Origin of the sequence: Nocardioides massiliensis, from assembly GCF_030811215.1 — a bacterium.
In the GTDB taxonomy this organism is placed as follows: domain Bacteria; phylum Actinomycetota; class Actinomycetes; order Propionibacteriales; family Nocardioidaceae; genus Nocardioides_A; species Nocardioides_A massiliensis.
The window spans coordinates 2936597-2956471 of record NZ_JAUSQM010000001.1 but is presented as its reverse complement, the minus strand read 5'-3'; the positions used below and the strand labels follow the sequence as shown (position 1 = coordinate 2956471).

Below are 19875 nucleotides of genomic sequence, written 5' to 3'. Positions count from 1 at the left end.
CGATGACCGACACTGCCGCAGTGGCCGAGGGCGAGCTCGTCGTGGTCAGCGGGATGACCGGGGCCGGCCGCAGCACGGTCGCCAAGGAGCTGGAGGACCTGGGCTTCTACGTCGTCGACAACCTGCCGCCCGAGCTGGTCCCCGAGGTGGTCCGCCTCGTCGACGAGCGGCACGGGCGTCAGCGTCCTGTCGCCGTGGTCGTCGACGTCCGCTCGGGGGTCTTCTTCGACCGGCTCGAGGAGATCCTCGCCACCAACGCCACGGGGCGTCCCACCAGCCTCGTGTTCGTCGAGGCCGACGACGACGTGCTGGTCCGGCGCCAGGAGGCCGCGCGCCGGCCGCACCCGCTGCAGGGCAACGGCCGGCTGCTCGACGGCCTGGTCCGTGAGCGGGCCGTCCTGGCGCGCCTGCGCGGTGACGCGGACCTGCTCATCGACACCACCGACCTCAACGTCCACCAGCTCACCGACCGGGTGGCGGCCGCCTTCGGCACCGAGGAGACGACCGCGCTCAAGGTCACGGTCATCAGCTTCGGCTTCAAGTACGGCATCCCCGTCGATGCCGACCTGGTCGCCGACATGCGCTTCATCCCCAACCCGCACTGGGTGCCGGAGCTGCGTCCCCAGACCGGTCGCGACGCGCCCGTGTCGGCGTACGTCCTCGCCCGGCCCGAGGCGCAGCGGTTCCTCGAGCAGTATGTCCCGGTCGTCGGCACCCTCGCCGAGGGCTACCTGCGGGAGGGCAAGCGGTTCATGACGATCGCCATCGGCTGCACCGGTGGCAAGCACCGGTCCGTCGCGATGACCGAGGAGGTGGCCCGCCGCCTCGGCGAGACCGGTCTCGACGTCCGTGCCACGCACCGCGACCTGGGGCGCGAGTGAGCGCCGACCGGGCGCAGGCGGTCGTGGCCCTTGGGGGCGGTCACGGTCTGCACGTCTCGTTGCGCGCGCTGCGTCGTCTGATGGAGGACGTCGTGCTCGACGAGCTCGTCGCCATCGTCACGGTCGCGGACAACGGCGGTTCGTCCGGCCGGCTGCGCGGGGAGTTCGACGTGCTCCCGCCGGGCGACCTGCGGATGGCGCTGGCCGCGCTGTGCGGGGACGACGAGTGGGGCCAGACCTGGGCGCAGGTGCTGCAGCACCGCTTCGCCGGGGACGGCGAGATGAAGGGCCACGTGGTCGGCAACCTGCTGATCGTGGCGCTGTGGGAGCAGCTCGGTGACGACGTCGCTGCGCTCGAGTGGGTCGGCCGGCTGTTGGGGGCGCGTGGACGGGTCCTGCCGATGGCCCTGCAGCCGCTCGACATCGTCGCCGAGGTCTCCGGTCTCGACCCGGCGCGCCCCGCGCAGCGCCAGGAGGTGCGTGGTCAGGTCGAGGTCGCCACCACCGCAGGCACCATCGAGGAGATCCGGTTGGAGCCGCCCGGGGCGTCGGCGAGCCCGGCGGCGCTCGATGCGATCGCGGCCGCCGACTGGGTCGTGCTCGGACCCGGATCCTGGTTCACCTCGGTGCTCCCGCACCTGCTGGTGCCGGAGCTGCGCGCTGCGCTCATCAACACGTCCGCGCGCGTGCTGGTCGTGCTCAACCTCACCGAGCAGGAGGGGGAGACCAACGGGTTCGGCCCGGTCGACCACCTCGCGGTGCTGCGGTCCTACGCACCCGAGCTCCGCATCGACACCGTCCTCGCCGATCGCGTCAGCGTGGGTGACGGCGTCGACGCGCTCACCGAGGCGGTTGCCGCCTGCGGGGCTCGGTTGGTGCTCGACGACGTGGCGGTGGCTCCCGGCGACGGGCACCACGATCCCGTGGCGCTGGCAGCGGCGTACGACGCGATCATGACCGCTCCTGACCCACGCGATTGACCGCCGTGGCAGGATTCGACGCATGGCGATGACGGCACAGGTGAAGGCCGAGCTCGCGAGCACGCCGGTCACGAAGACCTGCTGCCGCAAGTCCGAGGTCTCCTCGCTCCTCCGCTTCGCCGGGGGACTGCACATCGTCAGCGGACGGATCGTCGTCGAGGCCGAGCTCGACACGGGTGCCGCCGCCCGCCGGGTACGCAAGGACATCGCCGAGGTCTACGGCCACCACTCCGACGTCGTGATGGTGTCCGGCAACGGCATCCGCAAGGGCAGCCGCTACCTCGTGCGCGTGGTCCGCGACGGGGAGGCACTCGCCCGCCAGACCGGTCTGCTCGACAACCGTGGCCGCCCCGTGCGCGGCCTGCCGACCCACGTCGTGAGTGGTGGCACCTGCGACGCCGTCGCCGCCTGGCGGGGGGCGTTCCTGGCCCACGGGTCGCTCACCGAACCGGGTCGCTCGTCGTCGCTGGAGGTCACCTGTCCCGGGCCGGAGGCGGCGCTCGCCCTCGTCGGTGCGGCCCGCCGGCTCGACATCAGCGCCAAGGCCCGCGAGGTCCGCGGCGTCGACCGGGTCGTGATCCGCGACGGCGACGCGATCGGTGCCCTGCTGACCCGCCTCGGTGCCCACGAGAGCCTCATGGCGTGGGAGGAGCGGCGCATGCGGCGCGAGGTCCGCGCAACCGCCAACCGGCTCGCGAACTTCGACGACGCCAACCTCCGCCGCTCGGCGCGGGCCGCGGTCGCCGCCGGCGCTCGGGTCCAGCGTGCGCTGGAGATCCTCGGCGAGGAGGTGCCCGACCATCTCCAGATGGCAGGCCGGCTGCGCCTCGAGCACAAGCAGGCCTCGCTCGAGGAGCTCGGGCAGCTGCACGAGCCGCAGCTGACGAAGGACGCCATCGCCGGACGCATCCGTCGGTTGCTGGCCATGGCTGACAAGCGCGCGGAGGATCTCGGGATCCCCGACACCGAGGCGTCGCTGACCGCGGACATGCTGGCTGAGTGATCCTCCGGTCCCGCGGGGTGGACGCCCCGGGGACCGGGCTCATGCGCGCGGTTGCGACGGGTAAGGTTTCGACGAACCGTCGACCAGCTGAGGAGCGCATTCGTGACTGTCCGCGTGGGAATCAACGGCTTCGGCCGCATCGGCCGCAACTTCTTCCGGGCCGTGCAGGCCTCCGGCGCCGACATCGAGATCGTCGGCGTCAACGACCTCACGGACAACAAGTCCCTGGCGCACCTGCTCAAGTACGACTCGATCCTGGGCCGGCTCGACGCCGAGGTCGAGGCAGGCGGTGACGCGATCACCGTCGGCGGCAAGAAGATCGCCGCGCTCGAGGAGCGCGACCCGAGCAACCTGCCCTGGGGCGACCTGGGCGCCGACGTCGTCATCGAGTCCACCGGCTTCTTCACCGACGCGACCAAGGCGAAGGCCCACGTCGACGCCGGCGCGAAGAAGGTCATCATCTCCGCACCGGCCTCCAACGAGGACGTCACCGTCGTGATGGGCGTCAACCACGGCGATTACGACCCGGCCCAGCACACGATCATCTCCAACGCGTCGTGCACGACGAACTGCCTCGGCCCGATGGCCAAGGTCCTCAACGACGAGTTCGGCATCGTCAAGGGCCTGATGACCACCATCCACGCCTACACGCAGGACCAGAACCTCCAGGACGGTCCCCACAAGGACCTGCGCCGCGCCCGCGCCGCCGCCCTCAACATCGTCCCGACCTCCACCGGTGCGGCGAAGGCCATCGGTCTGGTGCTGCCGGAGCTGAAGGGCAAGCTCGACGGCTTCGCGCTGCGCGTGCCGATCCCGACCGGCTCGGCCACCGACCTCACCGTCGAGCTGGGGCGCGACACCACCGCCGAGGAGGTCAACGCGGCGATGAAGGCCGCCGCCGAGGGCGACCTCAAGGGGATCCTGAAGTACACCGAGGACCCGATCGTCTCCTCCGACATCGTCACCGACCCGCACTCGTGCATCTACGACGCGCCGCTGACCAAGGTGTTCGGCAACCAGGTCAAGATCATCGGGTGGTACGACAACGAGTGGGGCTACAGCAACCGCCTCGTCGACCTCACCAACCTCGTCGGCTCCTCCCTCTGAGGCACTCGGCGTTGGACACCTACGCAGGTCTTGCCGTCGCGGGCAAGCGGGTCCTGGTCCGCTCGGACCTGAACGTCCCCCTCGACGGGGGCACGATCACCGACGACGGCCGGATCCGTGCCAGCCTGCCCACGCTGCAGGCGTTGTCACGGGCCGGTGCCCGGGTGGTCGTGACCGCCCACCTGGGCCGGCCCAAGGGCGCGCCCGACCCGGCGTACTCCCTCGCCCCGGTGGCCGCCCGGCTGTCGGAGCTGCTCGAGAAGCCGGTGGCCTTCGCCACCGACACCGTCGGCCCGAGCGCGCAGGAGGTCGTCGCCGGGCTCGGTGACGGCGACGTCGCACTGCTGGAGAACGTCCGGTTCAACGCCGGCGAGACCAGCAAGGACGACGCCGAGCGTGGCGCCTTCGCCGACGAGCTGGCCGCGCTGGCCGACGCGTTCGTCAGCGACGGCTTCGGCGTCGTGCACCGCAAGCAGGCCTCGGTGTACGACGTCGCGCAGCGGCTCCCGCACGCCATGGGTGGTCTGGTCTCGACCGAGATCGACGTGCTGCGTCGGTTGACCGAGACCCCGGAGCGGCCCTACGTGGTCGTGCTGGGCGGCTCGAAGGTGTCCGACAAGCTGGGCGTCATCGACAATCTTCTCGACAAGGCCGACTCACTGCTCATCGGCGGCGGGATGGTCTTCACGTTCCTCGCTGCCCTCGGGCACGAGGTCGGCACCAGCCTGCTGGAGGCCGACCAGCTCGACACCTGCCGCGACTACCTGCGACGCGCGGAGGAGAGCGGCGTGCGGCTCGTGCTCCCGACCGACATCGTCGTCAGCCCCACGTTCCCGTCCGGCCCCGGTCCGCACGACGCCACGGTCGTCGCAGCCGACCAGATGCCGGCCGACCAGATGGGGCTCGACATCGGCCCGGAGTCGGCCGCGGCGTTCGCCGCGGCGCTGGCGCCTGCTCGGACCGTGTTCTGGAACGGCCCCATGGGGGTCTTCGAGGTGCCGGAGTTCGCCGCGGGCACGCGCGCGGTGGCCCAGGCCCTGACCGAGATCGACGGCCTCTCCGTCGTCGGCGGGGGAGACTCCGCGGCCGCGGTGCGCCAGCTCGGCTTCGCCGAGGACGCGTTCGGCCACATCAGCACCGGGGGCGGCGCCAGCCTGGAGTACCTCGAGGGCAAGCAGCTGCCCGGGATCGACGTCCTGTCCTGACCCGTCCGACCTTCTGCAGCCTCACCGACCGACGAAGAGAGCACCGATGGCCACGAGCACGCGCACGCCACTGATGGCGGGCAACTGGAAGATGAACCTCAACCACCAGGAGGCGGTCGTCCTGGTGCAGAAGCTGTCGTGGGGGCTGTCGGACAAGAAGCACGACTACGACCAGGTCGAGGTCGTCGTCCTCCCGCCGTTCACCGACCTGCGCAGCGTGCAGACGCTGATCGACGGTGACCGGATGCGGGTGCGCTACGGCGCCCAGGACGTCTCGGTCCACGACTCCGGTGCCTACACCGGCGAGATCTCCGCCGGCATGCTCGCCAAGCTCGGGTGCTCCTACGTCGTCGTGGGTCACTCCGAGCGGCGCGAGCACCACCACGAGTCCGACGAGGTCGTCAACGCCAAGACCCGCAAGGTCCTCGAGCACGAGATGACCCCGATCGTCTGCGTCGGCGAGGGACTCGAGGTGCGCAAGGCGGGCGAGCATGTGGCCCACACCCTCGCCCAGGTCGACGGTGCGCTCGCCGGGCTCACCGCCGAGCAGGTCGCCGGACTCGTCCTGGCCTACGAGCCGGTCTGGGCGATCGGGACCGGCGAGGTCGCGACTCCCGAGGACGCGCAGGAGGTCTGCGGGGCGATCCGCACCCGGATCGCCGAGACGTTCTCCGACGAGGCGGCCCACGGTGTCCGCATCCTGTACGGCGGGTCGGTCAAGACCACCAACGTCGCCGGGATCATGGAGAAGCCGGACGTCGACGGCGCACTCGTCGGGGGCGCGAGCCTCCAGGCCGACGAGTTCGGCGGCATCTGCCGCTTCTACGCCATGCCGGTCCTGTGACCGGCTCCGTCCGCGACGTGAGTTAGGCTTCCCAACCGTGGTTACCACCTTCACCATCCTGCTCATGATCACGAGCCTCCTGATGATCGTGCTGATCCTCCTCCACAAGGGGCGGGGCGGCGGTCTGTCCGACATGTTCGGTGGCGGAAGCAGCACGGGCCTCGGTGGCTCGTCCGTGGCGGAGCGCAACCTCGACCGCATCACGGTCGGCACGGGCGTGCTCTGGTTCACCTGCATCATCGCGCTCGGTCTGCTGCTGAAGGCCGGCGCCTGACGTCACCACCCCTGCCGGGTCGGCGTCGTCGACCCGGACCTTGAGCGACGAGGAGCACGACGAGCGTGGCAGGTGCAGGGAACGCGATCAGAGGAAGCCGCATCGGCTCGGGTCCCATGGGCGAGGCCGAGCGAGGTGAGGCGGCTCCCCGGCAGACGGTGACGTACTTCTGCTCCCAGGGTCACCGCGCCGTGATGACCTTCTCGCTCGAGGCGGACGCGCCGGGCGAGTGGGACTGCCCCCGGTGCGGCCTGCCGGCGAGCCTCGACTGCGACAACCCGCCGCCGCCCCCGAAGGTGGAGCCCTACAAGACCCACCTGGCCTACGTGAAGGAGCGGCGCAGCGACGCGGAGGCGGCGAGCATCCTCGACGAGGCGATCCAGACCCTGCGCGCGAAGCGCAAGGCCGGCGAGATCATCTTCTAGGCCCGTGCGCTCGGCGGCGCCGCGGCCTCGTCGACGTAGTAGATCGTCTCCTGCAGTCCCCGCACACCTCTGGCGGGGATCTCCGCCACCGGGCCGGGCTCGAGCGAGCGGCGTACGGCATCGGCCTTGCCCTCGCCCGCGGCGAGGAACCACACCGCGTCGGACCGGTTGAGCACCGGCAGGCTCAGACTGATCCGAGCCGGCGGGGGCTTGGGTGAGTTCGGTACGGCGACGGTGAGCTGGTCCTCGACACCGACGCCCGCGTGACCCGGGAACAACGACGCGACGTGCCCGTCCGGACCGATGCCCAGCAGCATGACGGTGAACGTCGACGCGCCGTGCTCGCGCAGGGCCGCTGCGTAGTCCTGCGCCGCGACCGCGAGCGTCGCATCGGGGTCGGCACCCGGCGTCAGTGCCGGGGCCTCGTGGACGTTGGCCGGGTCGACAGGCAGCGCGTCGAGCAGCGCGCGCCGGGCCTGCAGCGCGTTGCGCTCGTCGTCGTCGGCCTCGACGAAGCGCTCGTCGCCCCACCAGAAGACGACCCGCGACCAGTCCACCTCGCCGGGCGACGCCGCCACGGCACGGTGGAAGGTCTCGGCGATGCCGCCGCCGGTCAGCGCGACCTGGGGGATCATCCCGGCGGCCTGCGCGGAGGCGAGCCGGTGGACGAACGCCGCGGCCGCCGCCTCGGCGACCGCGTCGGCGTCGGGGTGGACAAGGACCTGTGGCTCGAGCGTCATGGCGTCACTCCCAGCGCGGCGAGCAGCCGCTGGTAGGCGGGACCGTCGGGACTCGGATCCCGGAGGTGCAGACGCAGCACCGGCCGGTCGTGGTCGGCCAGCACCCGGGCGTCGCCGGCGGCCTGTGCGGCCACCAGCTGGGCGAACCCGAAGGGCCGGCCGGGGATCGGCAGGTCGGCGCGCGGTGCGACCGTGACCTGGAGGAAGACGCCGACCGGCGGACCGCCCTTGTGCAGCTGACCAGTGGAGTGCAGGAAGCGTGGGCCCCACCCGAAGGTGACCGGGCGAGCGGTGCGATCGGCGAGTGTCCGACGCGACGCGGCCAGCTCGGGGTACGCCGCGCGCTCGGCGTACGCCATCACGGCGAGGTAGCCGCGGTCGTCCTCGGCGGCGAGCCGGTCCAGCAGCGCCGCGATCGCCGTCTCCGGGTCGCCGGCAGAGGTCAGCTCCTCGGTCAGGCCGGCACCGAGGGCGCGCACCTCGAGACCGTCGACGGCGAGCAGCGCAGGCTCCTCCTCGGGCGTCTCGTCGAGCAGTGCCCGGGCAGCCTGCTTGGCACTCTCCACGTCGGGCTGGTCGAACGGGTTGATGCCGAGCACCCGCCCGGCGACCGCGGTGGCGACCTCCCAGGTCAGCATCTGCGCCCCCAGGAGACCGTCGACCACGGCGCCCCAGCCGGAGGCGGGGGAGATGCTGTCGAAGACGAACTCCGGCCCGTAGGTCACGAGGACCGCGTCGGTCGTGGACGGCTGGATGCCAGGGGCGTCGACGCCCTCGACCACGACCGGCAGGATCCCGCGGCCGTTCTTGCCGGTGGACTCCGCCACCAGCTGCTCGATCCAGTCGCCGAGCCCGGCGTACGTCGCGCCCCCCGACGCGAGGACCAGCTTGTCGACGCCCGCCAGCGCGGCGTGGCCGAGCAGGGCGCCCAGGCGCAGCGCCGGGTTGTCGGGGGAGTCGGTGATGAGGGCGTCGTGCACGTCGGCGGCACCGTCGAGCAGTGCGCCGATGTCGGCACCGGCGAGGCCGCTCGGCACGAGACCGAAGGCGGTGAGTGCGGAGTAGCGGCCGCCGACCTCGGGGTCGGCGAGGAAGGTGCGGTAGCCGGCGTCGGCCGACGCCTCAGCGAGCGGGGAGCCGGGGTCGGTGACGACGACGATGCGCTCGGCGGGGTCGATGCCGGCGTCGGTGAAGGCCTGCTCGAAGGCCCGCCGCTGGCTGTCGGTCTCGACCGTGCCGCCGGACTTCGAGGAGACGACGACCACGGTGCGCTCGAGCGCGTCGCCGGCAGCAGCGCGCACCGAGTCGGGGTCGGAGGCATCAAGCACCACCAGCGGCAACCCCTCGGCACCGCAGATGACCTCCGGGGCGAGGGAGGAGCCACCCATGCCGCAGAGCACGACCCGGTCGAGGCCCGCACCGCGCAGCTCGTCGCGGAGCGCCAGGATCGGCTCCACCAGCTTGCGCGAAGCCCGCGGCAGGTCGATCCACGCCAGTCGCTTCGCGGCCTCCTCCTCGGCCTCGGGGCCCCACAGCGTGGCGTCGCGCCGCGCGATGCCCGAGGCGACGCCGGAGGTCACGAGGGTGTCGAGGGTCTCGCGGAGACCGGCCTCGTCGGCGTAGCCGAGGACCAGGCTGAGCCCGGGAGCCTCGACGCGGGCGAGGTCGGTCGCCGTCACCGCTGCGCCGCCTTGTCCAGCTGGTCGCGGACGGTGGCTTGCAGTTCCTTCCACGAGTCGACGAACTTCTGGACGCCCTCCTCCTCGAGGACCGCGATCACGTCGTCGTAGTCGACGCCGGCGTCGCGCAGCGCATCCATCGTCCGCTGGGCGTCGTCGTAGTGCGGGCGTACGGCGTCCCCGGTGACCTCGCCGTGATCGGCGAAGGCCTCCAGCGTCTTCTCGGGCATGGTGTTGACCGTGCCCTCGACGACGAGGTCGCTGACGTAGAGGGTGTCGGGGTAGTCGGGGTTCTTCACGCCGGTGGAGGCCCACAACGGACGCTGGGGCCGCGCCCCGGCGGCAGCGAGTGCCGCGAACCGGTCACCGCCGAAGACCTCCTCGTAGGCCTGGTAGGCGAGGCGGGCGTTCGCCACGGCTGCTTTGCCCTTCAGCCCGGTCGCATCGCCGCCGATCTCGTCGAGCCGCTTGTCGATCTCGGAGTCGACGCGCGAGACGAAGAACGAGGCGACCGAGTGGATCTGGGCGAGGTCGTGACCCGCGTCCTTCGCCTTCTCCATGCCGGCGAGGTAGGCGTCCATGACCTGGCGGTAGCGGTCGAGACCGAAGATCAGCGTGACGTTGACGCTGATGCCACGTCCGAGCACCTCGGTGATGGCCGGGATCCCGCCCTCGGTCGCCGGGATCTTGATCATCACGTTGTGCCGGTCGACGGTGTCCCACAGGAGCTGGGCCTCGGCGATCGTCGCGTCGCTGTCGTGGGCCATCTCGGGCGAGACCTCGATGGAGACCTTGCCGTCGCTGGCGTCGGTGCGCGCCGCGACGTCGGCGAGCAGGTCGCAGGCGTCGCGGACGTCGGTGGTGGTCAGCTCGAAGACGGCGCGGTCGACGTCGGCGCCGTCGGCGGCGAGCCGGGCCACCTGCTCGGCGTAGCGCTCACCTTCGGCCAGGGCGGAGGCGAAGATCGCCGGGTTGGTCGTCACCCCCACCACCGAGCGGTCCTTGACCAGGTCGGTCAGGTTGCCGGTCTCGATCCGCTCCCGGGAGAGGTCGTCGAGCCAGATGCTCACTCCGGCGTCGGAGAGGGCCTGCAGTCGGTCGCTCATCGTGCCTCCGTTCGGTGGTGGGGAGAAGGTGCGTGCGCGGCGCTACTTCCTAGGCCGACGTACCCGACGCCGCGCGGATCGAGTCCTCGGCGGCCTGGACGACCGCGGTCGAGGTGAGTCCGAAGCGCTCGAAGAGGGTCGCGAAGTCGGCCGAGGCGCCGAAGTGCTCGATCGACACGCAGCGGCCCGCGTCGCCGACCAGCTCGCGCCACCCCATCGCGATGCCGGCCTCGACGCTGACCCGCGCCTTGACCGTCGGCGGGATGACCTCGTCGCGGTAGGCCTGCCCCTGGGCGTCGAACCACTCGCGGCACGGCAGCGAGACGACCCGCGCCTGGACACCCTTCTCCGCGAGCAGGGTGCGCGCCTCGACGGCCATCTGCACCTCGGAGCCGGTGGCGATCAGCACCACGTCGGGCGCACCGCCCTCGGCGTCGACCAGCACGTAGCCGCCGCGCGCGACGCCGGTCATCGTGGTGTCGGCGTCGGCGAAGCCGTCCTCGCCGCGCGGGAACGTCGGGACGTTCTGCCGCGTCAGCGCGAGCGCGACCGGTCCATCGGTGCGCTCCAGGCGTGCCTTCCACGCCGCCACGGTCTCGTTGGCGTCGGCCGGACGGACGACGGCCAGGCCCGGGATGGCGCGCAGTGCGGCCAGGTGCTCGACGGGCTGGTGGGTCGGGCCGTCCTCGCCGAGGCCGATCGAGTCATGGGTCCAGACGTAGGTGGTCGGCAGGCCCATCAGGGCGGCGAGGCGCACGGCCGGGCGCATGTAGTCGGAGAACACGAGGAACGTGCCGCCGTACACCCGCGTCAGGCCCTGCAGCGCGATGCCGTTCATGATCGAGCCCATGGCGTGCTCGCGGATGCCGAAGTGCAGGACGCGCCCGTAGCGGTCGCCGCTGAAGTCGTCCGTCGAGCGGTGGTGGGGCACGAAGGACGGCTCGCCCTTGGGCGTGGTGTTGTTGGAGTCCGCCAGGTCGGCCGATCCGCCCCACAGCTCGGGCAGCCGCGGTGCGATCGCGGTGAGCACCTCGCCGGAGGCCTTGCGGGTCGCGACGCCCTTGGGGTCCGCGTCGTACGACGGGAGGTCGGCGGCCCAGCCGTCGGGGAGCTCCTGGCGCTTGAGCCGGTGCAGCAGGGTCTCCGCCTCGGGGTTGGCCTTGGCCCACGCCTGGTACTTCTCGTCCCAGGCGGCGCCGGCGGCCTTGCCCCGCTCGATCAGGCTGCGGGTGTGCTCGAGGACCTCCGCCGGGACCGCGAAGTGCTCCTCCGGGTCGAGCCCGAGGATCTCCTTCGTGGCCGCGACCTCCTCGGCGCCGAGGGCGGAGCCGTGGGAGGCGCCGGTGCCCTGGGCGCTGGGTGCCGGCCACGCGATGATGGTCCGCAGCACGATCATGCTGGGTCGCGTGGTCTCGGCGCGGGCCGCGTGCAGCGCGGTCCACAGCGACTCGACGTCCTCGACGTAGTCCTTGCCGTCCTGGGTCCAGTCGACCGTCTGGACGTGCCAGCCGTAGGCCTCGTAGCGCTTCGCGACGTCCTCGGTGAAGGCGATGTCGGTGTCGCCCTCGATCGAGATCCGGTTGTCGTCGTAGATGACGGTGAGGTTGCCGAGCTCCTGGTGGCCGGCGAGCGACGACGCCTCGGCGCTGACGCCCTCCTGGAGGTCGCCGTCACTGGCGATCACGTAGACGTCGTGGTCGAAGGGGCTCTCGCCCTCGGCGGCGTCGGGGTCGAGGAGGCCGCGCACGCGGCGGGCCGACATCGCCATGCCCACGGCGTTGGCGATGCCCTGGCCGAGCGGACCGGTGGTGGTCTCCACGCCGGCGGTGTGCCCGTGCTCGGGGTGGCCCGGGGTCTTGCTGTCCCACGTGCGGAGCGCCTGGAGGTCGGAGAGCTCGAGGCCGAATCCGCCGAGGAAGAGCTGGGTGTAGAGGGTGATGCTGCTGTGGCCGGCCGACAGCACGAAGCGGTCGCGGGCGATCCAGTCCGGGTGCGCCGGGTCGTGGCGCATGAGCTTCTGGAAGAGCGTGTAGGCGACCGGCGCGAGCGCCATGGCGGTGCCGGGGTGACCATTGCCGACCTTCTGGACCGCGTCCATGGCCAGGGCGCGGCTCACGGCCACCGCGCGGTCGTCGATCTCGGACCAGTTCAGGGCGGGGGTGCTCACGAGCATTCCTCTCAGGACGCGGGTGCGTGCGCGGGCGCGACTGCGCCCACGGTCGAGCCTACTCACGCGACCTGTGTCACAGCAGTCCGGTGGCCGCGCCCGGCCGGTTCGTCCCGCGCGGTGGCACGCCGCTAGACTCGAGTGGTTCATTGCGTTCCCTTCTTGCCCCCGGCGCCCCCGGCGCCGCGACTCCCGAGGTGTCTGTGACGGAGGTCCACGCTCGCGTGCCCGCCGAGAGGCGTGAGGCAGAGCGAGCGACGGTGAAAGACGTCGTCGCGGCGTACGTCGGCCTGACCAAGCCGCGCGTCATCGAGCTGCTGCTGTTGACGACCGTGCCGGTGATGTTCTTCGCCGCCCGGGGCGTCCCGCCCCTGGGCCTGGTCGTGGCCACCGTCATCGGCGGCGCGCTCTCGGCCGGCTCGGCGTCCGCCTACAACTGCGTGTACGACCGCGACATCGACGAGCAGATGCGGCGCACCCGCCGCCGTGCACTCCCGCGCCACATCGTCACCCCGCGCGCGGCGCTCGTGTTCGCCACGGTCCTGGCGGTCCTGTCGACGGTGATCCTCTACGTCTGGGTCAACCCGCTCTCGGCAGCGCTCTCGCTGGGCGCCAACGCCTTCTACGTGCTGATCTACACGATCGTCCTGAAGCGCCGTACGACGCAGAACATCGTCTGGGGCGGCCTCGCCGGGTGCTTCCCGGCGCTGATCGGCTGGACCGCCGTGACCGGCGAGCTCGCCTGGACGCCGGTCGTGCTGTTCCTCGTGGTCTTCTTCTGGACCCCGCCCCACACCTGGGCGCTGGCGATGCGCTACCGCGACGACTACGCGGCGGTCGACGTCCCGATGCTGCCGGTGGTCGCCTCCGGGCACGCGGTCTCGAAGCAGATCATCTTCTACTCCTACGCGATGGTGGCGACCTCGCTGGCGCTGTGGCCCGTGGCCGGCACCGGGTGGTTCTTCCCGACCGCCGCCGTGGTCCTCGGCGCGCTGTTCCTCGTCGAGGCCCACCTCATGGAGCGCCGCGCCGCACGCAGCGACTCACTGACCGAGATCAGGCCGATGCGGCTGTTCCACTGGTCGAACCTCTACCTGTCGCTGCTGTTCGTCGCGGTCGCCCTCGACCCGCTCTTCGCGTGACCCGAGCAGCTGTCGCGCGTCCCGGTCGAGGATCGCAGTCACCACGTGACTGCGATCCTCGAGTGGGAGGCCCGCGCGTGGTCAGCGTCAGGGCACGGGGGTGGCCGGGGCCCGGGTCGAGGTCACCAGCCACGCGATCGCGGCGGCGGTGAGCGCCGCGCCCAGCAGGTGCACGGCGACCAGGGCGATCGGCAGCCCGAGGTAGTACTGCGTGAAGCCGACGACCCCCTGGGCGAGCTCGACGCCGAGCAGGGCGTACGCAGGTCGGCGCACCCGCGCCGGTGCGTCGACGACGTGCAGCAGGATGACCGCCGCGATGGTCAGCCCGACCATGAGGAAGACCGCGTCGGCGTGGAACTGGCTCCACGCCCGCGGGTCCAGCCCGTTGCGCGGAGAGTCGGCGTCGCCGGCGTGCGGCCCGCTGCCGGTGACGATGGTGCCGAGGTAGAGCACTACCCACCCGGCCGCGGCGATCGCCCAGGTGAGGGTCCGGAACCCGGGGTGGACGACGGGCGCCCGCTCGCCCGGGCCGTCGAGGATCCGACGGAGCAGCACGACGGCGAGCGCGATGATCCCGAGGGACACCAGCAGGTGCAGTGCCACGATCCACGGGTTGAGGTCGGTGAGCACGGTGATCCCGCCGATGACCGCCTGCGCCGGGATGCCGAGAGCGAGGACGGTGGCGATGGTGATCAGCCGGCGTCGGCCGTGGCGCCAGGCGGCGACGAAGGTGAGGATCGCGATCGCGACGAGGACGAAGGTGAGCAACCGGTTGCCGAACTCGATCGCGCCGTGGATGCCCAGACTGCCGTGCGGGACGAAGGACTCGTCGGTGCACCGTGGCCACGTCGGGCAGCCCAGGCCGGAGCCGGTGAGCCGCACGACCCCGCCCGTGAGGACGATGCCGATGTTGGCCACCAGCGTGGCCCAGGCCAGGACGAGCAGGGCGCGGGGACGGTCGGACACGAGGCGAGTCACTCCCAGGAGAACGTGCGAGCCGTGAGCACGGTGCCCACGGCGGCCCAGACGAGCAGGACCAGGACGGCGGGCCACGGGAACGCACCGTCGAGGAGGGCGGCGCGCAGGCCCTCGCCGAGCGCGCCGGAGGGCAGCCACGTGGCGACGGCGCCGAACCCGCCGTAAGTCGACGCGGGGACGACCACGGCGCCGCCGGTCATCAGCAGCAGGTAGATCAGGTTGGCCGCGGCCAGGGTGGCCTCGGCGCGCAGGGTGCCGGCGATGAGCAGGCCCAGCGAGGCGAAGGCGGCGGTGCCGGCGGCCGCGACCACGACCGCACCCAGCACGCCGAGACCCCCGACCTCGAGACGCCAACCCATCACGGTGGCCGCGGCGAGCACGACGACCACCTGCAGCACCTGCACGAGCAGCAGCGCGCCGATCTTGCCGGTCAACAGCCCGGAGCGGGGGAGCGGTGCGGTGCCGAGGCGCTTGAGGACGCCGTAGCGCCGCTCGAAGCCGGTGGCGATCGCCAGCGACGTGAAGCTGGTCGACATGATCGCCAACGCCAGCACGCCGGGGGTGAGGACCTCCAGCGGCGTGCCCTCGGCCAGGTCGAGGTCGAGGCGCTCGGCGGCCAGCACGCCGCCCACGAGCACCAGCAGCGGGATGACCACGGCGAGCAGCAGCTGCTCACCGTTGCGCAGCAGCAGCCGCGCCTCCATCAGGGTCTGGGCGCGCACCTGGCGCAGCAGCGGCGCGGCACCGGGCCGCGGGGTGAAGGTGCCGCTCACTGCAGCTCCCGTCCGGTCAGCTGGAGGAAGACGTCCTCGAGGGTGTGGCGCCCCAGCGACAGTGACTCGGGCAGCACGCCGTGCTGCTCGCACCACGCGCTCACCGTCGCGAGCGTCGTCGAGTCGGCCGGGCCGGTGATCAGCAGGCTCTGCGGGTTGAGGGTGGTCACCTCGGAGCCGTCGCCGAGCGCTGCGCGCAGGGACTCGGGGGCGGACGCCGGGAACGGCTCGGTGACGACGAGACGGATCGAGGTCGCGCCGCCCGCGCGGGTCAGCTCGAAGGGGGAGCCGGAGGCGATGAGACGCCCGCGGTCGATGATGTGGACGTGGTCGGCGAGACGCTCGGCCTCCTCGAGGTAGTGCGTCGTCAGCACCACGGTCACCCCGTCGGCGCGCAGCTCCTCGAGCAGCTCCCAGGTGGTCCGGCGCGCCGCCGGGTCCATGCCGGCGGTCGGCTCGTCGACGAAGACGAGCTCAGGACGCCCCACGACGGCCAGCGCCAGGGCGAGGCGCTGCTGCTGACCACCGGAGAGCCGGCGGTACGGCGTACGCCCGCAGTCGGCGAGACCGAGCCGCTCCACGAGCAGCGGGACAGGGAGCGGGTGCGCGTGCAGCGAGGCGACGTGGCGCAGCATCTCCTCGGCGCGCACACCGGACCACGCGCCACCGGACTGCAGCATCACGCCGATGCGGGGGAGCAGCGCCTGGCGGTCACGCCGTGGGTCGAGGCCGAGGACGCGTACCTGGCCGCCCTGCGGCGTCCGGTAGCCCTCGCAGGTCTCGAGCGTCGTGGTCTTGCCCGCGCCGTTGGGACCGAGGACCGCCGTGATCGAGCCGCGCTCGACGGTGAGGGAGAGACCGTCGACGGCCCGCACACCGTCGTAGGTCATGACGAGATCGTCGATGACGACGGCCGGCGCGAAGGCGGCGACGCTGGACACAACGAGAGAGTTTAGGCTCGCAACTGCTGCTCGTTCCGCGTGGGTCGCGTGCTTAGGGTCACCTTGGTTGAACGGTCCGCTGAATATGGCGACACTGGTGTTGTGGAAATCCGAGCGACTGACCGCATGCCGCGGCGCGCACGCTCGGGACCGGTGACTCTCGACGTCCCTGCTGAACCCCCCAAGGACACCACCCGCGAGCGCGTGGCGCGCTCCATCCTGGAGAACGGTCCGTCGACGGCTGCCGCCCTGGCTGCGCGCCTGGAGCTGACCCCTGCCGCCGTACGCCGCCACCTCGATCAGCTGCTCGAGGAGGGCCAGGTGGAGCCGCGGGAGCCGCGTGCGCACGGTGCGCGCGGCCGCGGACGACCCGCCAAGCTCTTCGCCCTGACCCCGGCCGGACGCGACGCCTTCGACCAGCACTACGACGACCTCGCGGTCGACGCGCTGCGCTTCCTGGCCGAGACCGGGGGCGAGGAGGCCGTCATGGCCTTCGCGCGCCGCCGGGTCGCGACGTTCGAGGCGGAGTTCGCCGAGGTCAGCGCCTCCCACCCCGACCTGAGCCCCGCCGAGGTGCTCGCGGTCATCTTCAGCCGGCACGGCTACGCCGCGTCGGTGCGGCAGGCCCCGGTCGGTGAGCAGCTGTGTCAGCAGCACTGCCCGGTCGCCCACGTCGCCCACGAGTTCCCCCAGCTGTGCGAGGCCGAGACGGAGGTCATCTCCCGCATCCTCGGCCGCCACGTGCAGCGCCTCGCCACCATCGCCCACGGCGACGGCGTCTGCACCACCTGCATTCCCGACACCACACGCCTGTCCGGCTCCATCCCCGACAAGAACGGAGCGTCCTCATGACCACCTCCCCCACGACTGGTGCAACCACCGGTGCGCAGCCCACGATCGAGGAGCTCAACCCGGGCCTCGAGGGGATCGGCCGCTACGAGTTCGGCTGGGCCGACGCCGACGTCGCCGGCGCTGCCGCGCAGCGCGGCCTGAGCGAGGCCGTCGTCCGCGACATCTCCTCCAAGAAGGACGAGCCCGACTGGATGCTCGACTTCCGGCTCAAGGGCCTGAAGCTCTTCGACCGCAAGCCGATGCCCCGCTGGGGCGCCGAGCTCGACGGCATCGACTTCGACAACATCAAGTACTTCGTCCGCTCCACCGAGAAGCAGGCCCAGACCTGGGACGACCTGCCGGAGGAGATCAAGAACACCTACGACCGGCTCGGCATCCCCGAGGCCGAGAAGCAGCGGCTGGTCTCCGGCGTCGCCGCGCAGTACGAGTCCGAGGTGGTCTACCACAAGATCAACGAGGAGCTCGAGGCGCAGGGCGTTCTCTTCCTCGACACCGACACCGCGCTGCGCGAGCACCCGGAGATCTTCCAGGAGTATTTCGGCACGGTCATCCCGATCGGTGACAACAAGTTCTCCGCGCTCAACAGCGCCGTGTGGTCGGGCGGTTCGTTCATCTACGTCCCGCCGGGTGTCCACGTCGACATCCCGCTGCAGGCCTACTTCCGGATCAACACCGAGAACATGGGCCAGTTCGAGCGCACGCTGATCATCGTCGACGAGGGTGCCTACGTTCACTACGTCGAGGGCTGCACCGCGCCGATCTACAGCTCCGACTCGCTGCACTCCGCCGTCGTGGAGATCGTCGTGAAGAAGGGCGGCCGCTGCCGCTACACGACCATCCAGAACTGGTCCAACAACGTCTACAACCTGGTGACCAAGCGCGCGACCTGCGAGGCCGGCGCCACCATGGAGTGGGTCGACGGCAACATCGGCTCCAAGGTGACGATGAAGTACCCGGCCGTGTTCCTCATGGGTGAGCACGCCAAGGGCGAGACCCTCTCCATCGCCTTCGCGGGCGAGGGCCAGCACCAGGACGCCGGCGCCAAGATGGTGCACGCCGCTCCCCACACCTCCAGCTCGATCCTGAGCAAGTCGGTGGCGCGCGGCGGCGGCCGGACGTCGTACCGCGGTCTCGTGCAGGTCAACGAGGGCGCCTACGGCTCGAAGTCCAACGTCCTGTGCGATGCGCTGCTGGTCGACCAGATCAGCCGCTCCGACACCTACCCGTACGTCGACATCCGCGAGGACGACGTGTCGATGGGCCACGAGGCGAGCGTCTCCAAGGTCTCTGAGGACCAGCTCTTCTACCTCATGAGCCGCGGGATGGAGGAGGACGAGGCGATGGCGATGATCGTGCGTGGCTTCGTCGAGCCCATCGCCAAGGAGCTGCCCATGGAGTACGCCCTCGAGCTCAACCGGCTCATCGAGTTGCAGATGGAGGGCGCGGTCGGCTGACCAGCAGCTGCTGATCACCCACCCGCCACACCCCATCCGCGACCGACCAGACGAGGAACGAAGGACAGACGTGACTGTGACGCAAGAGCCCGCGGCCGCACGCGCAGCGGAGGCAGGAGACAAGGTGCTCTCGCACCTGCACCCCGAGGGGTCGTGGGACGTCGAGGCGCACCCCGTCCCGGGGCGCAAGGACGAGATCTGGCGGTTCACCCCGCTCAACCGGCTCAAGGAGCTGCACGCCGACGCGCCGTTCGGCACCGGTGGCACCGCGCGCACCTGGACGGCCCCGGACGGGGTCCGGGTCGAGGAGGTCTCCGGTGAGGAGGCCGCCGCCCTCAAGGGGATCAGCGGTCTCGTGCCCAACAGCCGGTTCACCGCCCGGATCCTGGCCGAGGTCGACACGGCGCTGCTGGTCGACGTGCCGGCCGACGCCGAGATCGCCGAGCCGGTGATGATCGACCTGACCGGCGCCGACGCCGGCGTCAACGAGGCTGGACGGGTCGTCCTCCGGTTCGGTGCCCACGCGCGAGCCGTCGTGGTGCTCAACCACACCGGTTCGGCCGCGCTGGCCCAGGTCGTGGAGGTCGCCGTCGGCGACGGCGCGCAGGTCACGGTCGTCTCGCTGCAGGACTGGGCCGACGACGCCGTGCATCTCTCGCACCACCAGGCGCAGGTCGGCCGCGACGCGAGCTACAAGCACGTCGCGATCAGCTTCGGCGGCGACCTGGTCCGGATGGACTCCAACGTCACCTACGACGGCCCCGGGGGCGAGGCCGAGCTGCTCGGTCTCTACTTCGCCGACGCCGGTCAGCACCTCGAGCACCGCATCTTCGCCGACCACACCGCGCCCCGCACCAAGAGCAACGCGATCTACAAGGGTGCGCTGCAGGGCGAGGGCGCGCACACCGTGTGGATCGGCAACGTGCTGATCCGCAAGGTCGCCGAGGGGATCGAGACCTACGAGGAGAACCGCAACCTCGTGCTCACCGAGGGCTGCCGCGCCGACTCGGTGCCCAACCTGGAGATCGAGACCGGCGAGATCGCCGGTGCCGGGCATGCCTCGGCGACGGCCCGGTTCGATGACCAGCAGCTGTTCTACCTGCGCTCGCGCGGCATCAGCGAGGAGGAGTCCCGCCGACTGGTGGTCCACGGCTTCTTCGCCGACCTCATCCGCAAGATCGGCGTCCCCGCCCTCGAGGAGCGCCTGCAGTCCACCGTCGAGTCCGAGCTCGAGCGGCACCTGCTCGAGATCCGCTGACCCCATTCCACCGGTCGAGCCGCCCACCTTGCTGGTCGAGCTCGTCGAGACCCCGCACAAGGAGCA

The 19875-nt window shown here is 71.5% G+C and carries 19 protein-coding genes; 12 read left to right on the top strand and 7 right to left on the bottom strand.

Features of this window, described 5'->3' with window-relative positions:
* Nucleotides 1-2: 2 nt before the first annotated feature.
* The 8 genes from rapZ (at nucleotide 3) to J2S59_RS14695 (ending at nucleotide 6719) form a co-directional block, all read left to right on the top strand.
* Nucleotides 3-881 carry an RNase adapter RapZ gene (gene rapZ / locus J2S59_RS14730; RefSeq protein WP_181641643.1) on the top strand — a complete coding sequence of 293 codons (879 nt, stop codon included), beginning with the start codon at nucleotides 3-5 and terminating at the stop codon, nucleotides 879-881.
* Nucleotides 878-1861: a gluconeogenesis factor YvcK family protein gene (locus J2S59_RS14725; protein WP_181641644.1), complete on the top strand. Its 984-nt coding sequence runs from the start codon at nucleotides 878-880 to the stop codon at nucleotides 1859-1861. The genes rapZ and J2S59_RS14725 overlap by 4 nt, the downstream gene beginning before the upstream one ends.
* A 22-nt stretch (nucleotides 1862-1883) precedes the next feature.
* Complete coding sequence (gene whiA, locus J2S59_RS14720; RefSeq protein WP_068118394.1) at nucleotides 1884-2864, top strand: DNA-binding protein WhiA; 981 nt, start codon at nucleotides 1884-1886, stop codon at nucleotides 2862-2864.
* A gap of 102 nt (nucleotides 2865-2966) precedes the next feature.
* The gene (gene gap / locus J2S59_RS14715; RefSeq protein ID WP_068118395.1) at nucleotides 2967-3971 is read left to right on the top strand and encodes a type I glyceraldehyde-3-phosphate dehydrogenase; all 1005 of its coding nucleotides are present in this window, start codon (nucleotides 2967-2969) and stop codon (nucleotides 3969-3971) included.
* 11 nt (nucleotides 3972-3982) lie between these two features.
* A complete protein-coding gene (locus tag J2S59_RS14710) occupies nucleotides 3983-5176 on the top strand; it encodes a phosphoglycerate kinase (RefSeq protein ID WP_068118397.1) in 1194 nt (397 codons plus the stop codon).
* 46 nt (nucleotides 5177-5222) lie between these two features.
* On the top strand, nucleotides 5223-6020 hold the full coding sequence (gene tpiA, locus J2S59_RS14705; protein WP_068118399.1) for a triose-phosphate isomerase: 798 nt from the start codon (nucleotides 5223-5225) through the stop codon (nucleotides 6018-6020).
* Between the two features lie 37 nt (nucleotides 6021-6057).
* The gene (gene secG, locus J2S59_RS14700; RefSeq protein WP_068118402.1) at nucleotides 6058-6294 is read left to right on the top strand and encodes a preprotein translocase subunit SecG; all 237 of its coding nucleotides are present in this window, start codon (nucleotides 6058-6060) and stop codon (nucleotides 6292-6294) included.
* 65 nt (nucleotides 6295-6359) lie between these two features.
* Nucleotides 6360-6719 (top strand): RNA polymerase-binding protein RbpA, encoded by a 360-nt coding sequence (locus J2S59_RS14695; RefSeq protein ID WP_181641645.1) that lies wholly within the window; start codon nucleotides 6360-6362, stop codon nucleotides 6717-6719.
* On the opposite strand, the gene pgl is transcribed toward J2S59_RS14695, so the two are convergent.
* Genes pgl through tkt form a run of 4 tightly spaced genes read right to left on the bottom strand, consistent with a single transcriptional unit; the run spans nucleotide 6716 to nucleotide 12417 of the window.
* Nucleotides 6716-7459 (bottom strand): 6-phosphogluconolactonase, encoded by a 744-nt coding sequence (gene pgl, locus J2S59_RS14690; protein ID WP_068118409.1) that lies wholly within the window; start codon nucleotides 7457-7459, stop codon nucleotides 6716-6718. The genes J2S59_RS14695 and pgl overlap by 4 nt on opposite strands.
* A complete protein-coding gene (locus J2S59_RS14685) occupies nucleotides 7456-9138 on the bottom strand; it encodes a phosphoglucose isomerase-related protein (protein WP_306825247.1) in 1683 nt (560 codons plus the stop codon). The genes pgl and J2S59_RS14685 overlap by 4 nt, the downstream gene beginning before the upstream one ends.
* Nucleotides 9135-10244, bottom strand: coding sequence for a transaldolase (tal, locus tag J2S59_RS14680; protein WP_068119618.1), 1110 nt, complete (start codon nucleotides 10242-10244; stop codon nucleotides 9135-9137). Before tal ends, J2S59_RS14685 begins: the two co-directional genes overlap by 4 nt.
* 49 nt (nucleotides 10245-10293) lie before the next feature.
* Entirely contained in the window at nucleotides 10294-12417 is a 2124-nt protein-coding gene (gene tkt / locus J2S59_RS14675; protein ID WP_068119622.1) for a transketolase, read from the bottom strand.
* Between the two features lie 197 nt (nucleotides 12418-12614).
* Here tkt and J2S59_RS14670 point away from each other — a divergent pair, with 197 nt between their 5' ends.
* Nucleotides 12615-13553 (top strand): heme o synthase, encoded by a 939-nt coding sequence (locus J2S59_RS14670; RefSeq protein ID WP_068119624.1) that lies wholly within the window; start codon nucleotides 12615-12617, stop codon nucleotides 13551-13553.
* Between the two features lie 87 nt (nucleotides 13554-13640).
* Here the strand turns inward: J2S59_RS14670 and J2S59_RS14665 are convergent, their stop codons facing one another.
* Genes J2S59_RS14665 through J2S59_RS14655 form a run of 3 tightly spaced genes read right to left on the bottom strand, consistent with a single transcriptional unit; the run spans nucleotide 13641 to nucleotide 16245 of the window.
* Nucleotides 13641-14519, bottom strand: a complete 879-nt coding sequence (locus J2S59_RS14665) for a COX15/CtaA family protein (protein WP_068119632.1) — start codon at nucleotides 14517-14519, stop codon at nucleotides 13641-13643.
* Between the two features lie 8 nt (nucleotides 14520-14527).
* Nucleotides 14528-15304 carry an ABC transporter permease gene (locus J2S59_RS14660; protein WP_068119627.1) on the bottom strand — a complete coding sequence of 259 codons (777 nt, stop codon included), beginning with the start codon at nucleotides 15302-15304 and terminating at the stop codon, nucleotides 14528-14530.
* Complete coding sequence (locus J2S59_RS14655) at nucleotides 15301-16245, bottom strand: ABC transporter ATP-binding protein (RefSeq protein ID WP_246360218.1); 945 nt, start codon at nucleotides 16243-16245, stop codon at nucleotides 15301-15303. The genes J2S59_RS14660 and J2S59_RS14655 overlap by 4 nt, the downstream gene beginning before the upstream one ends.
* Before the next feature lie 153 nt (nucleotides 16246-16398).
* Here J2S59_RS14655 and J2S59_RS14650 point away from each other — a divergent pair, with 153 nt between their 5' ends.
* The 3 genes from J2S59_RS14650 (at nucleotide 16399) to sufD (ending at nucleotide 19809) form a co-directional block, all read left to right on the top strand.
* A complete protein-coding gene (locus tag J2S59_RS14650; protein ID WP_246360219.1) occupies nucleotides 16399-17097 on the top strand; it encodes a helix-turn-helix transcriptional regulator in 699 nt (232 codons plus the stop codon).
* Nucleotides 17094-18551, top strand: a complete 1458-nt coding sequence (sufB, locus tag J2S59_RS14645; RefSeq protein WP_068119630.1) for a Fe-S cluster assembly protein SufB — start codon at nucleotides 17094-17096, stop codon at nucleotides 18549-18551. Before J2S59_RS14650 ends, sufB begins: the two co-directional genes overlap by 4 nt.
* A 70-nt stretch (nucleotides 18552-18621) precedes the next feature.
* Nucleotides 18622-19809: a Fe-S cluster assembly protein SufD gene (gene sufD, locus J2S59_RS14640; protein ID WP_068121446.1), complete on the top strand. Its 1188-nt coding sequence runs from the start codon at nucleotides 18622-18624 to the stop codon at nucleotides 19807-19809.
* Nucleotides 19810-19875: the final 66 nt, after the last annotated feature.

Coding starts and splice junctions, on each gene's coding strand:
- rapZ (WP_181641643.1), top strand. CDS start 3: ATGACCGACACTGCCGCAGTGGCCGAGGGCGAGCTCGTCGTGGTCAGC.
- whiA (WP_068118394.1), top strand. CDS start 1,884: ATGGCGATGACGGCACAGGTGAAGGCCGAGCTCGCGAGCACGCCGGTC.
- tpiA (WP_068118399.1), top strand. CDS start 5,223: ATGGCCACGAGCACGCGCACGCCACTGATGGCGGGCAACTGGAAGATG.
- pgl (WP_068118409.1), bottom strand. CDS start 7,459: ATGACGCTCGAGCCACAGGTCCTTGTCCACCCCGACGCCGACGCGGTC.
- tal (WP_068119618.1), bottom strand. CDS start 10,244: ATGAGCGACCGACTGCAGGCCCTCTCCGACGCCGGAGTGAGCATCTGG.
- tkt (WP_068119622.1), bottom strand. CDS start 12,417: ATGCTCGTGAGCACCCCCGCCCTGAACTGGTCCGAGATCGACGACCGC.
- sufB (WP_068119630.1), top strand. CDS start 17,094: ATGACCACCTCCCCCACGACTGGTGCAACCACCGGTGCGCAGCCCACG.